This is a genomic window from Halomonas sp. DP5Y7-2, assembly GCF_019802025.1.
In the GTDB taxonomy this organism is placed as follows: Bacteria; Pseudomonadota; Gammaproteobacteria; order Pseudomonadales; family Halomonadaceae; genus Halomonas; species Halomonas litopenaei_A.
In genome coordinates this window covers 37,615-49,946 of the sequence record NZ_JAHVHY010000009.1, presented here as the reverse complement: position 1 = coordinate 49,946, position 12,332 = coordinate 37,615, and the positions used below count along the sequence as shown (strand labels likewise).

Genomic DNA, 12,332 nt, shown 5'->3' with positions numbered 1-12,332 from the left:
ACGGCATGGCACCCCAATGCCCCTTCCCCCGACTGGAGTCCCTCCATGATCATCGAACGCATCAACGTCTATACCATGGCGTCCGAGCTGCCCCGCCCCTTCGCCTTTTCCCAGCAATGGGTTACTCGCCGCTCTGCCACCCTGGTCGAAGTGATCACCCAGGATGGCCAGAGTGGCTGGGGCGAGGCGCTGTGCGCGGGACTGCTGGAACCGGAGCTGGCCGCTTCAGTGCTCAAGCACGTGATTACGCCACGGATCCTCGGCCGCTCGGCGTTCGACAGCGAGGTCATCTGGCACGAGCTCTACAATCACACTCGGGACTATGGCAGGAAGGGCGTGGTGATCGCCGCGATCAGCGCCCTCGATATCGCCCTCTGGGACCTCAAGGGCAAGGCCACCCAACGCCCCGTGTCGGATCTGCTGGGGGGCGCTTTTCGCCGGCGCATCCCCGCCTATGCCACCGGCTTCTTTCGTACCGAGCTCGGCGACGACACCCAGGCCCTGGTGGAAGAAGCCTGCCGCCACCGGGAGGCAGGCTTTACCAGCATGAAAATCAAGCTGGGCTTCGGCGTCGCCAATGACATCAAGGTCATGACCGATATACGCGGCGCCCTGGGCGATGACATCGAGCTGATGATCGATGCCAACCACGCCTATACCCTCAGCGAAGCCGCGCTGCTGGCCGATGGCCTCAAGGACTTCGGGCTGCGCTGGTTCGAGGAGCCGGTCAACCCCGATGACAAGGAGGGCTACCGCCTGTTAAAACAGAAGACGCTGATTCCGCTGGCCGGAGGGGAGGCGGAGTTTAGCCTTTATGGCTTTCGTGACTTGCTTGCCGGACGCTGCATCGATATCGCCCAGCCGGATGTGGCCATGGCCGGCGGCCTGACCGCCATGGCGCATATCACTACGCTGGCGCTGGCCAACGGCGTCCAGATCAATCCGCATGTATGGGGCACCGCCATCGGCCAGTACGCCTCACTGCACGCCATCGCGGCGACGCCACTGGTCAATCCGACCTTGATGGCCAAGGGTCCGATCTTCGAGTACGACACCTCGAGCCACCCCTTCCGCTCGGAGCTCGTTACCGTGCCGGTGAGCCAGAGCGATGGCTGGGTCAGCGTCCCCACCGGTGAGGGCCTCGGCTTTACCATCGACCGCGACTTTCTGCGGGAGTACGCCAAGCCGTACTGAGCTTGCAGCAAGCCATGGCGGTGGCACGCCAGGCCTCGCTGACCAGGGGTGCGAGGCCCGCGTCCTTACAAGCGGCGGGTATCTGGTATTCCAGTCCGGTGTGCTAGGCTGTGGCGACCCTTTCTAACCACTTCCGTCACGGGATCACGATGCAAGACTTTGAACGCCCTCCCTCACTGGGCACCCTGGTCACCGATCACGTACGCAGCATGATCGTGCGCGGCGAACTGGCGCTGGGTGAAGCCATCTCCGAGCGCGGCATATCCGCGCTACTGAACGTATCCAAGACGCCTGTCCGCGAAGCATTGACTCGCCTGAAGCACGAAGGACTGGTCACTATTGTGCCCCAGTCCGGAGCCAGGGTGTTTACGCTCAGCGCCAGGGAAGTGGGAAACATCTGCACCTTCCGTCGCACCCTCGAGCCCGCCGCACTGGAGCTTGCCATCGCCTTCGATCATGCAGGGCTCTCACAGCGACTGAGGCAGATCGAAAGTCAGATGCAGGTCGCCCACGGCTCAGGCAAGATCGTCGAATACCTGGACCTGGATACCGACTTTCACCTCACCTTTTTCCACCACTGCGGTAATCCCTATCTACAGTCGTCCTACGAGCAGTATTCGGGAAAGATCTCTGCGCTGAGAACACACCTGGCAACTCGACCCGACCATACGCGACTGTCGCTGAAGGAACACTCTGAAATCGTCGACGCTGTCATGAACAAAGACATCGCCGCCCTACGCCAACTGCTGGATGCCCACATCGATCGCACCCAGCATACCTATGAGATCGGCGTGGAGGACATTTCGACGCAGTGACGACCGTCCCCGTATCAAGTCCTATGTGAAAACATCGGAACAAAAAAAACCGCCACCCTGAACACTCAGGGTGGCGGTTTCGCGTCGTGTTGAAGCGCTGTCGAAAGGATTACTCCTCGCCGACGGCCTCTTCTTCAGCGACGGGACGATCGACCAACTCGACGAAGGCCATGGGGGCGTTGTCGCCGGTGCGGAAGCCGCACTTGAGAATACGGACGTAACCGCCCGGACGCTCGACGTAACGCGGACCCAGCTCATTGAAGAGCTTGCCGACTGCTTCTTTGGAGCGAGTACGGCTGAAGGCCAGACGACGGTTAGCGACGCTGTCTTCCTTCGCCAGGGTAATGAGCGGCTCGATATGACGACGCAGCTCTTTTGCCTTGGGAAGGGTTGTCTTGATCACTTCGTGCTCGACCAGCGACACGCTCATGTTGCGGAACATGGCCTGGCGGTGCGAGCTGGTACGATTGAGGTGACGACCACTCTTACGATGACGCATGGTTGTGATTCCTTACCAAACTGGGACTCGAGCCGACGCTTAGGCGGTGGCCTTGTCGTCCTTCAGGCTAGCCGGCGGCCAATTTTCAAGCCGCATGCCAAGGGACAGACCACGAGCAGCCAACACGTCCTTGATCTCGTTCAAGGATTTCTTGCCGAGGTTCGGGGTCTTCAACAGCTCAACTTCAGTACGCTGAATCAGATCACCGATGTAATAGATATTCTCGGCCTTCAGGCAGTTGGCGCTACGAACGGTCAACTCGAGATCGTCTACGGGGCGCAGCAGGATCGGATCGATGTGATCCTCTTCCTCGACCACTTCCTGTTCCTTGTCGGCTTCCAGATCGACAAACGCTGCCAGCTGCTCTTGCAGGATGGTCGCGCTGCGACGGATGGCCTCTTCCGGATCCAGGGTGCCGTCGGTTTCCAGGTTGATGATCAGCTTATCGAGGTCGGTACGCTGTTCAACACGAGCGGCTTCGACGCTGTAGGAAACGCGGCGCACGGGGCTGAAGGTCGCATCCAGCTGCAGACGGCCGATGGCGCGTGTTTCGTCGTCGGCTTCGCTGCGGACATCCGCAGGCTCATAGCCGCGACCACGGGCCACCTTGAGCTGCATCTTGAGCTCGGCGCCTTCATTGACGTGGGCGATGACGTGCTCGGGGTTGACCACTTCGACGTCGTGATCGACGGCGATGTCACCAGCGGTGACGACGGCCGGGCCCTGCTTGTTCAGCGAGAGCATCGCCTCGTCGCGGCTGTGCATCTTGATCGCCACGTCTTTGAGGTTCAGGAGGATTTCGATGACATCTTCCTGGACGCCCTCGATCGCGCTGTACTCATGGTCGACGCCTGCGATCTCGGTTTCCACCACGGCACAGCCGGGCATGGACGAGAGCAGGATACGACGCAGAGCATTGCCCAGCGTGTGGCCGAAGCCACGCTCGAACGGCTCGAGCACGATCTTTGCGTGGTGTGCGCTGATCTCTTCGACCTTGATGTCGCGAGGACGGAGAAACTCTGTCACTGAACGCTGCATATGAACACCTTTCAGGCTGCCAAACGAATACTCGGTAATGATCGCCGCCCTCCCGAGGGAGGGCGGCGCGGACTGGCCGTTTACTTCGAGTACAGCTCGACGATCAGTTGCTCGTTGATGTCGGCAGTCAGGTCACCGCGCTCGGGCAGGGCCTTGAAGGTGCCTTCCATCTTCTTGGCGTCGAGTTCGATCCAGGCCACATCGCCACGGTTGGCAGCGATGGTCAGGGCGTTTTGGATACGCGCCTGCTGCTTGGCCTTTTCACGAACGGATACCACGTCGCCGGGCTTGACCTGGTAGGAGGCCACGTTGACGGTCTTGCCGTTAACGGCAATCGCCTTGTGGCTCACCAGCTGACGAGCCTCGGAGCGAGTGGCGCCAAAGCCCATGCGGTAGACGACGTTGTCCAGTCGGGACTCAAGCAGCTGCAGCAACAACTCACCGGTCGCACCCTTCAGACGGGCGGCTTCCTTGTAGTAGTTGCGGAACTGCTTTTCGAGTACGCCATACATGCGACGTACTTTCTGCTTCTCGCGAAGCTGCAAGCCGTAGTCGGAAAGACGCTGACGGCGCTGGCCGTGCACACCCGGAATCTGCTCGGATTTGCACTTTTTCTCGAAGGGAGTGACACCGCTCTTGAGGAAGAGGTCGGTACCTTCCCGGCGAGACAGTTTGCACTTAGGTCCAATGTAACGAGCCATGAATCTGTCTCCTTAAACGCGGCGTTTCTTCGGCGGACGGCAGCCATTGTGGGGAATGGGCGTCGCGTCGGTGATGCTTTGCACGCGGAAGCCGGCGGCGTTGAGCGCGCGCACGGCGGATTCACGGCCAGGACCGGGGCCCTTGACCAGCACGTCGACGTTTTTCACACCATACTCGGCTGCAGCGGTCGCTGCACGCTCGCTTGCTACTTGAGCAGCGAACGGGGTGCTCTTGCGAGAACCACGAAAACCCGAACCACCGGCTGTCGCCCAGGAAAGAGCGTTGCCCTGGCGGTCTGTGATCGTAATGATCGTGTTGTTAAAAGAGGCGTGGATATGCGCAACCGCATCCACTACCTGCTTTTTAACCTTTTTACGGTTGCTACGCGGGTTAGCCATGTTGATGTCAATTCCTGTCTTTACGCCAGAACGTGCGTGTTATTTGCGGATCGGCTTACGCGGTCCCTTACGGGTACGCGCGTTAGTCTTGGTGCGCTGACCGCGCATCGGAAGACTACGACGATGACGCAGACCACGATAGCAACCCAGGTCCATGAGACGCTTGATGTTCAGCGTCACATCACGACGAAGGTCGCCTTCAACGGTATACTTGCCGACTTCACTACGCAGGTTGTCGATCTCTTCAGATGACAGGTCCTGGATTTTGGTGGTCGGCGCGATGCCGGTCGCTTCACAGATTTCCTGTGCGCGAGTGCGGCCAATCCCGAAGATGTAGGTCAGCGAGATCGCCGCATGCTTGTTGTCCGGGATATTGACGCCTGCAATACGGGCCATCAGCTTACTCCGAAATTTGAGCGGCTTGCTCGGTTAATCAACTACAAAAGGCGCAATAGCATACCCCCTTCCCATCAAAAGGGCAAGGGGTATGCCAGCACCCGGTTCAATTCAGCCCAGGATCAACCCTGGCGCTGCTTGTGCCGCGGCTCGCTGCAGATGACGCGCACGGCGCCATTGCGACGAATGATCTTGCAATTGCGGCACATTTTCTTGACGGAAGCTCGAACTTTCATCGTTCTCTCCAATATCGGCTTGCGGCGTGCCAAATCGGCCTGCGGCGCGTTTAGCGCATGATGCCGCCGCTACCGTAGCCTTTCAGGTTGGACTTCTTCATCACCGACTCATACTGGTGCGACATGAGGTGCGACTGCACCTGGGCCATGAAGTCCATGATGACCACGACCACGATCAGAAGCGAGGTACCGCCAAAGAAGAACGGCACGTTCCACGCTACGATCAGGAACTGGGGCATCAGGGAAACCGCAGTGATGTAGAGAGCGCCGAACAAAGTCAGACGAGTCATGACCTTGTCGACATAACGAGCGGTTTGCTCGCCAGGACGAATCCCCGGCAGGAAAGCACCCGACTTCTTGAGGTTGTCGGCTACGTCCTTGGGGTTGAAGACCAGCGCTGTGTAAAAGAAGCAGAAGAATACCACCGCCGCCGCGAAAAGCAAGATATACAGGGGCTGACCAGGGGCCAACGCCTGGGACGCGCGCTGCAACCACTCCATGCCATCACCGGCACCTACCCACTGACCGAGGGAGGCCGGGAACAGCAGGATACTCGAGGCAAAGATGGCCGGGATAACGCCCGCCATGTTGACCTTGAGCGGAAGGTAGCTGCTCTGTCCTGCGTACATCTTGTTGCCGACCTGGCGGCGCGGGTAGTTCACCGTAATCCGGCGCTGACCGCGTTCGATGAACACGACAAACGCCACGGTGGCGATACCCAGAAGGCTCAACGCCAACAGCGGCAACACATTCCACGCGCCCTCGTTGCGGGCAAGCTCGAAGGCTTGCGCCACAGCGCCAGGCAGGCCGGCGACGATACCCGCGAAGATCAGCAACGAGATACCGTTGCCAATACCCTTCTCGGTAATCTGCTCACCCAGCCACATCAGGAACACCGCGCCACACACGAAGGTGATGATCGCGGTGAAATAGAAGCTGAGATCGGCCGTGTAGGCAATGCCTTGGCTGGCCAGGCCCACCGACATACCGGTGGCCTGAACCAGGGCCAGCACCACCGTGCCGTAGCGCGTGTACTGGCTGATCTTGCGGCGGCCGCCCTCGCCTTCCTTCTTCAACTGCTCAAGGTGAGGCGAGACGGCAGTCAGGAGCTGCATGATGATCGACGCCGAGATGTACGGCATGATGCCGAGGGCGAGGATACTCATGCGCTCCAGGGCACCGCCCGAGAACATGTTGAACATGCCCAGGATGGTGCCCTGCTGCTCCCTGAACAAGGCAGCAAGCTGGTCAGGATTGATACCGGGAACGGGGATGTGGGCACCGATACGGTAGACCACGATGGCGAGGAGCACGAAGCGCAGACGCGCCCACAGTTCACTCAGACCGCTGCCCATCGCCGGCATGTTTCCTGACTTGGCCATTTAGTCCTCTACCTTGCCACCGGCGGCTTCGATCGCTGCGCGGGCACCTTTGGTGACCCGCAGACCGCGAACGGTAACCGCCTTGTTCAGATCGCCGGAAAGGATCACTTTCGCATGCTGCGTAGCGTCCTTCAGCACATTGGCTTCCTTGAGGCTTTCCAGAGTGACTTCGTCACCCGCGACCTTGGCCAGTTCGGCCAGGCGGACTTCCTCGGAAACCAGTGATTTGGCGGAGGTGAAGCCAAACTTCGGCAGACGACGCTGCAGGGGCATCTGACCGCCCTCGAAGCCGGGCTTGACGCTGCCACCGCTACGCGACTTCTGGCCCTTGTGGCCACGGCCGCCGGTCTTGCCCAGACCGGAGCCGATGCCACGACCGACGCGCTTTTCAGCGTGCTTGGAGCCCGGTGCCGGGCTCAGGCTGTTAAGTTTCATGGATTACTCTCCCTCAACACGCACAAGGTAGTTGACCTTGTGGATCATGCCGCGGACGGCAGGGGTGTCTTCCAGTTCAACCGTGTGACCGATGCGGCGCAGGCCGAGGCCCTTCATGGTGGCCTTGTGCTTGGCCAACGTGCCGATGGTGCTGCGGGTCTGGGTAACCTTGATCGTAGCTGCCATGGTCTATTACCCCGTGATCGCTTCGACTGAGAGACCGCGCTTGGCGGCCACGTCTTCCGGCGACTGCATGGAAGCCAGGCCATTCACGGTCGCGCGGACCACGTTCACCGGATTGGTGGAGCCATAGCACTTGGCCAGGACGTTGTGCACGCCGGCCAGTTCCAGCACGGAGCGCATGGCGCCGCCGGCGATGATACCAGTACCGTCGGAAGCCGGCTGCATGTACACCTTGGAGGCGCCATGACGAGCCTTGACCGGATACTGGAGTGTGCCGCCGACCAGGTTCACCTTGACCATGTTGCGACGCGCCTGGTCCATCGCCTTCTGAATCGCGACCGGCACTTCACGCGCCTTGCCACGACCGAAGCCAACACGACCGTTTCCGTCACCGACGACAGTCAGAGCGGTGAAGCCGAAAATACGGCCACCCTTGACCACCTTGGCGACACGGTTGACCTGCACGAGCTTTTCTTGCAGATCGCCGTTTTGCTGTTCGTTCTTCGCCATCGTAAAACCCTTTAGAATTCCAGGCCGCCTTCACGAGCGGCGTCGGCCAGGGCCTTCACACGACCGTGGTACTTGAAGCCAGCGCGGTCGAAGGCCACCTGGGTGATGCCCGCTTCCTTGGCGCGCTCAGCGATCAGCGCACCAACTTTGGCTGCGGCGTCTGCGTTGCCGGTTGCACCTTCGCGCAGGCTCTTGTCCAGCGTGGAAGCGCTGGCCAGGACCTTGCCACCATCCGGCGAGATAATCTGCGCGTAGATGTGACGCGGGGTACGGTTGACGCACAGGCGAGACACGCCCAGCTCGCGGATCTTGGCGCGAGCGCGGCGGGCACGACGGAGACGAGATTCTTTCTTCGCGTTCATAACCCTGCCTTACTTCTTCTTGGCTTCTTTACGGCGGACCTGCTCATCCGCGTAACGCACACCCTTACCCTTATAGGGCTCGGGCGGACGGAAGGCGCGGATTTCCGCTGCGACCTGGCCGAGCTTCTGCTTGTCCGCGCTCTTCAGCACGATGACGGTGTTCTTCGGCGTTTCCGCAGAGACACCCTCAGGCAGGGCATAATCGACCGGGTGAGAGAAGCCCAGTGTCAGGTTAAGCGTCTGGCCTTTCGCTTGAGCGCGATAACCGACGCCGATGATTTCGAGGGTCTTGGTAAAGCCCTCGGACACGCCGGTGACCAGGTTCTGAACCAGGGCACGGGTGGTGCCGACCATGGCCCAGCTCTTAGCGGATTCGCTCGGCTGGAAGGTCAGCTGGCCGTCTTCCTGCGCGATCACGACATCGCCGTGAACGGGCATGGAGAGGGTGCCCTGACCGCCCTTGGCGGTCAGCGTGGCGTCGTCGATCTTGACCTCGACGCCAGCGGGCACTTTAACCGGATATTTGGCTACGCGGGACATTCCAAACTCCTAGAATACGGTGCAGAGGACTTCGCCGCCGACACCAGCCTGACGCGCGGCACGATCGGTCATCACACCCTTGGAGGTAGTGACGATCGCGACACCCAGGCCATCGGCGACCTTCGGCAGCGCATCCTTGCCCTTGTAACTACGCAGGGACGGCTTGGAAACCCGCTGCAGATGCTCGATGACCGGCTTGCCTTCGAAGTACTTCAGGCTGACGGTCAGCTCGGGCTTGGCTGATTCGCTCACGGCGAAGTCAGTGATGTAACCCTCTTCTTTCAGCACGCGGGCCACTTCAACCTTGATCTTGGAGGACGGCATGGTGACCGTCTCCTTGGTGGCCTGCTGCGCATTGCGGATACGAGTAAACATATCCGCCAGAGTGTCTTGCATGCTCATTTAACTTGCGCTCCTGATGATTCTACGTGGCGTTACCAGCTGGACTTCTTGAGTCCGGGCACGTCGCCACGCATGGCGGCTTCACGCAGCTTGTTACGGCCGAGGCCGAACTTGTTGTAGTAGCCGTGCGGACGGCCAGTCACGCGGCAGCGGTTACGCTGACGCACGGGGCTGGAGTCACGCGGCAGCGACTGCAACTTCAGCTGCGCATCGAAGCGCTCCTCATCGGAGCTGTTCACGTCCTGGATGATCGCCTTGAGCTCGGCACGCTTGGCAGCATACTTCTCAACCAGTTGCGCGCGCTTCTGCTCACGCTCAATCATGCTCTTCTTTGCCATGATCCCACCCTTATTTCTTGAACGGGAAGTTCAATGCGCTCAAGAGCGCACGACCTTCGTCATCGGTGTTGGCAGTGGTGGTGATGGTGACATCCAGACCACGAATCCGGTCGATCTTATCATATTCGATCTCCGGGAAGATGATCTGCTCACGCACCCCCATGCTGTAGTTGCCACGACCGTCGAAGGACTTCGGGTTGAGACCACGGAAGTCACGAACGCGGGGGATCGCGATATTCACCAGGCGATCGAGGAAGTCCCACATACGCTCACTGCGCAGTGTGACCTTCACGCCGATCGGCCAGCCTTCACGCACCTTGAAGCCCGCGATGGACTTGCGTGCCTTGGTGACCATCGGCTTTTGACCGGAGAGCTTCTCCAGGTCGCCGACGGCCGCATCGATCAGCTTTTTATCGCTGGTCGCTTCGCCGATACCCATGTTCAGGGTCACCTTGGTGATCCTGGGTACCTGCATAACGTTGGCGTAGCTAAACTGCTCTTTGAGTTGAGCCACCACCTCGTTTTGATAACGTTCTTTCAAGTTCGCCATTTTGCTACCCGACTCGCGTTAGGCGTCGATCTGCGCTTGCGTCGACTTGTAGATACGTACCTTGGTACCGTCTTCCTTGATCTGGAAGCCGACGCGATCCGCCTTACCGGTCTCCTGATTGAAGATGGCTACGTTGGACGCGTGAATCGGAGCCTCGCGCTCGACGATACCGCCCTGATTGCCGGCCATGGGGTTCGGCTTGGTGTGACGCTTGATCATGTTCACACCCGCTACCACGAAACGGTCGTCCTGGAGGACGCGCTTCACAGTACCGCGCTTACCCTTGTCCTTGCCGGCGATGACGATCACTTCATCATCACGTTTGATCTTTTGCATGTCGCCTCGCTCCCTTACAGCACTTCAGGCGCTAAGGAAATGATCTTCATGAACTTCTCAGTACGAAGTTCACGCGTCACCGGCCCGAAGATACGGGTACCGATCGGCTGTTCGTTGGTGTTGTTCAACAACACAGCCGCATTTCCATCGAAGCGAATCAGCGAACCGTCGTTGCGACGGACGCCACTGCGGGTACGGACAACCACCGCCTTCAGCACTTGGCCTTTCTTGACCTTGCCGCGCGGAATGGCTTCCTTCACCGTGACCTTGATGACATCACCAACGCGAGCGTAGCGGCGGTGTGAACCACCCAGCACCTTGATGCACTGCACCCGGCGCGCTCCGCTGTTGTCGGCGACATCCAGCATTGTCTGAGTCTGAATCATCGGTTTTCTCCAAACCTAAACTGACTGCACGAGGTTAAGGCCGTGGCCTTAACCCTTGGCCTGTTCGACGACCTCGACCAGGGTCCAGGCCTTCTTCTTGGACAGCGGACGGCATTCCTGAATGGATACCGTATCGCCGGCCTTGGCCTGATTGGTCTCGTCGTGGGCGTGCAGCTTGGTGGAGCGCTTAACGTATTTGCCGTAGATCGGGTGGCGCTCACGACGCTCGATCATGACGACGATGGACTTGTCCATCTTGTCGCTCACCACCTTGCCGGTGAGCGTACGGGCTTTTTTCTCTTCGGCCATCTCAGACACCTGCCTTCTCGTTGAGCACAGTCTTCACGCGGGCGATATCCCGACGAACCTGCTTGAGCAGATGAGTCTGGCTCAGTTGGCCGGTGGCCTTCTGCATGCGCAGGTTGAACTGCTCGCGGAGGAGTTCGAGGAGCTGCTCCTGGAGCTGCTCGGCGGACTTTTCACGAATTTCCTGGGCTTTCATCACATCACCGTCCGTTTCACAAAGGTGGTGGAGACCGGGAACTTCTGAGCGGCCAGAGCGAAGGCTTCGCGTGCCAGCTCTTCAGAAACACCTTCGATCTCGTAAAGGACACGACCGGGCTGGATCTGAGCGACCCAGTACTCGACGGAGCCCTTACCTTTACCCATCCGGACTTCCAGAGGCTTCTTGGAAATCGGCTTATCCGGGAAGACGCGGATCCAGATCTTGCCGCCACGCTTGACGTGACGAGTGATCGCACGACGACCAGCTTCGATCTGACGGGCGGTGACGCGGCCGCGGCCGGTGGCCTTCAGGCCGAATTCGCCGAAGCTCACTTTGCTTCCGCGATGCGCCAGGCCACGGTTGCGGCCCTTTTGCACCTTGCGGAATTTTGTACGCTTGGGTTGTAACATCGAATCGCTCTCCCCTTACCTGGAACCTTTCTTCTTGGAGGGCGCTGCCTGGCTTTGCTTAGCCTTGGCGCGGACCTCTTCGATGCCCCCGAGGATTTCACCCTTGAAGACCCAGACCTTGACACCGATGATGCCGTAGGTGGTCTTGGCTTCGTAGGTGGCGTAATCGATGTCCGCACGCAGGGTATGCAGCGGAACACGACCTTCGCGGTACCACTCGGTGCGGGCAATTTCCGCGCCGCCGAGGCGACCGGAGAGCTGCACCTTGATGCCGCCGGCGCCCAGACGCATGGCGTTCTGGACAGCGCGCTTCATGGCGCGACGGAACATGACGCGGCGCTCAAGCTGACCGGCAATGTTCTGCGCGACGAGCTGGGCATCCAGCTCAGGCTTGCGAACTTCCTCGATGTTGACGTGAACGGGCACGCCCATCATCTCGGTGACGTCGCGACGCAGGCGATCGACATCTTCGCCCTTCTTGCCAATCACGATGCCCGGACGGGCAGTGTGAATGGTGATGCGTGCGTTGTTCGCGGGACGCTCGATGGTGATCTTGCTGACAGAGGCGTTCTTCAAACGCTCTTCCAGGAAGCTACGAACCGCGAGGTCGTTGTTCAGCTTGTCGGCATAGGCGCCGCGCTCGGCGTACCAGACAGAGGTATGGTCTTTGACGATACCCAGTCGGATGCCTGTCGGATTGACTTTCTGACCCATC

The 12,332-nt window shown here is 59.8% G+C and carries 23 protein-coding genes; 2 read left to right on the top strand and 21 right to left on the bottom strand.

What is annotated here, in order from left to right:
• The first annotated feature begins 45 nt into the window (after positions 1-45).
• Positions 46-1,194: a mandelate racemase/muconate lactonizing enzyme family protein gene (locus KUW18_RS17215; protein WP_222561974.1), complete on the top strand. Its 1,149-nt coding sequence runs from the start codon at positions 46-48 to the stop codon at positions 1,192-1,194.
• 149 nt (positions 1,195-1,343) lie between these two features.
• Positions 1,344-2,009, top strand: a complete 666-nt coding sequence (locus KUW18_RS17210) for a GntR family transcriptional regulator (RefSeq protein ID WP_222483877.1) — start codon at positions 1,344-1,346, stop codon at positions 2,007-2,009.
• A 109-nt stretch (positions 2,010-2,118) separates the two neighbouring features.
• Here KUW18_RS17210 and rplQ read toward each other — a convergent pair whose 3' ends face one another.
• The 21 genes from rplQ to rpsC all read right to left on the bottom strand — a co-directional run bounded on the left by rplQ (position 2,119) and on the right by rpsC (position 12,331).
• The gene (rplQ, locus tag KUW18_RS17205; protein WP_206944185.1) at positions 2,119-2,508 is read right to left on the bottom strand and encodes a 50S ribosomal protein L17; all 390 of its coding nucleotides are present in this window, start codon (positions 2,506-2,508) and stop codon (positions 2,119-2,121) included.
• Positions 2,509-2,547: 39 nt separating this feature from the next.
• Positions 2,548-3,546 (bottom strand): DNA-directed RNA polymerase subunit alpha, encoded by a 999-nt coding sequence (locus tag KUW18_RS17200; protein ID WP_108133880.1) that lies wholly within the window; start codon positions 3,544-3,546, stop codon positions 2,548-2,550.
• An 80-nt stretch (positions 3,547-3,626) separates the two neighbouring features.
• Complete coding sequence (rpsD, locus tag KUW18_RS17195; RefSeq protein ID WP_206944186.1) at positions 3,627-4,247, bottom strand: 30S ribosomal protein S4; 621 nt, start codon at positions 4,245-4,247, stop codon at positions 3,627-3,629.
• Positions 4,248-4,259: 12 nt separating this feature from the next.
• Positions 4,260-4,646: a 30S ribosomal protein S11 gene (rpsK, locus tag KUW18_RS17190; RefSeq protein WP_013331014.1), complete on the bottom strand. Its 387-nt coding sequence runs from the start codon at positions 4,644-4,646 to the stop codon at positions 4,260-4,262.
• Positions 4,647-4,685: 39 nt separating this feature from the next.
• Entirely contained in the window at positions 4,686-5,042 is a 357-nt protein-coding gene (gene rpsM, locus KUW18_RS17185) for a 30S ribosomal protein S13 (protein ID WP_206944187.1), read from the bottom strand.
• Between the two features lie 122 nt (positions 5,043-5,164).
• Positions 5,165-5,278 (bottom strand): 50S ribosomal protein L36, encoded by a 114-nt coding sequence (gene rpmJ, locus KUW18_RS17180; RefSeq protein ID WP_008959154.1) that lies wholly within the window; start codon positions 5,276-5,278, stop codon positions 5,165-5,167.
• A gap of 50 nt (positions 5,279-5,328) precedes the next feature.
• Positions 5,329-6,660, bottom strand: a complete 1,332-nt coding sequence (gene secY, locus KUW18_RS17175; RefSeq protein WP_206944188.1) for a preprotein translocase subunit SecY — start codon at positions 6,658-6,660, stop codon at positions 5,329-5,331.
• Positions 6,661-7,095: a 50S ribosomal protein L15 gene (gene rplO / locus KUW18_RS17170; protein WP_206944189.1), complete on the bottom strand. Its 435-nt coding sequence runs from the start codon at positions 7,093-7,095 to the stop codon at positions 6,661-6,663. It abuts the gene before it with no gap.
• A 3-nt stretch (positions 7,096-7,098) separates the two neighbouring features.
• Positions 7,099-7,281 (bottom strand): 50S ribosomal protein L30, encoded by a 183-nt coding sequence (gene rpmD / locus KUW18_RS17165; protein ID WP_045990844.1) that lies wholly within the window; start codon positions 7,279-7,281, stop codon positions 7,099-7,101.
• 6 nt (positions 7,282-7,287) lie between these two features.
• A complete protein-coding gene (gene rpsE / locus KUW18_RS17160) occupies positions 7,288-7,788 on the bottom strand; it encodes a 30S ribosomal protein S5 (RefSeq protein ID WP_206944190.1) in 501 nt (166 codons plus the stop codon).
• A gap of 11 nt (positions 7,789-7,799) precedes the next feature.
• Complete coding sequence (rplR, locus tag KUW18_RS17155; protein ID WP_206944192.1) at positions 7,800-8,150, bottom strand: 50S ribosomal protein L18; 351 nt, start codon at positions 8,148-8,150, stop codon at positions 7,800-7,802.
• 9 nt (positions 8,151-8,159) lie between these two features.
• Entirely contained in the window at positions 8,160-8,690 is a 531-nt protein-coding gene (gene rplF / locus KUW18_RS17150; RefSeq protein WP_206944194.1) for a 50S ribosomal protein L6, read from the bottom strand.
• A 9-nt stretch (positions 8,691-8,699) separates the two neighbouring features.
• Positions 8,700-9,092 carry a 30S ribosomal protein S8 gene (gene rpsH, locus KUW18_RS17145; protein WP_045990848.1) on the bottom strand — a complete coding sequence of 131 codons (393 nt, stop codon included), beginning with the start codon at positions 9,090-9,092 and terminating at the stop codon, positions 8,700-8,702.
• 32 nt (positions 9,093-9,124) lie between these two features.
• Complete coding sequence (gene rpsN, locus KUW18_RS17140; protein ID WP_206944196.1) at positions 9,125-9,430, bottom strand: 30S ribosomal protein S14; 306 nt, start codon at positions 9,428-9,430, stop codon at positions 9,125-9,127.
• Positions 9,431-9,440: 10 nt separating this feature from the next.
• Positions 9,441-9,980 carry a 50S ribosomal protein L5 gene (gene rplE / locus KUW18_RS17135; RefSeq protein WP_045990850.1) on the bottom strand — a complete coding sequence of 180 codons (540 nt, stop codon included), beginning with the start codon at positions 9,978-9,980 and terminating at the stop codon, positions 9,441-9,443.
• 18 nt (positions 9,981-9,998) lie between these two features.
• Positions 9,999-10,316 carry a 50S ribosomal protein L24 gene (gene rplX / locus KUW18_RS17130; RefSeq protein ID WP_206944198.1) on the bottom strand — a complete coding sequence of 106 codons (318 nt, stop codon included), beginning with the start codon at positions 10,314-10,316 and terminating at the stop codon, positions 9,999-10,001.
• Positions 10,317-10,330: 14 nt separating this feature from the next.
• On the bottom strand, positions 10,331-10,702 hold the full coding sequence (gene rplN / locus KUW18_RS17125) for a 50S ribosomal protein L14 (protein WP_016856410.1): 372 nt from the start codon (positions 10,700-10,702) through the stop codon (positions 10,331-10,333).
• Between the two features lie 48 nt (positions 10,703-10,750).
• On the bottom strand, positions 10,751-11,011 hold the full coding sequence (gene rpsQ, locus KUW18_RS17120) for a 30S ribosomal protein S17 (RefSeq protein WP_045990852.1): 261 nt from the start codon (positions 11,009-11,011) through the stop codon (positions 10,751-10,753).
• A 1-nt stretch (position 11,012) separates the two neighbouring features.
• Positions 11,013-11,204, bottom strand: a complete 192-nt coding sequence (rpmC, locus tag KUW18_RS17115) for a 50S ribosomal protein L29 (protein WP_035596360.1) — start codon at positions 11,202-11,204, stop codon at positions 11,013-11,015.
• A complete protein-coding gene (rplP, locus tag KUW18_RS17110; protein WP_045990854.1) occupies positions 11,204-11,617 on the bottom strand; it encodes a 50S ribosomal protein L16 in 414 nt (137 codons plus the stop codon). The genes rpmC and rplP overlap by 1 nt, the downstream gene beginning before the upstream one ends.
• Before the next feature lie 15 nt (positions 11,618-11,632).
• On the bottom strand, positions 11,633-12,331 hold the full coding sequence (gene rpsC / locus KUW18_RS17105) for a 30S ribosomal protein S3 (RefSeq protein ID WP_045990855.1): 699 nt from the start codon (positions 12,329-12,331) through the stop codon (positions 11,633-11,635).
• Position 12,332 lies beyond the last annotated feature (1 nt).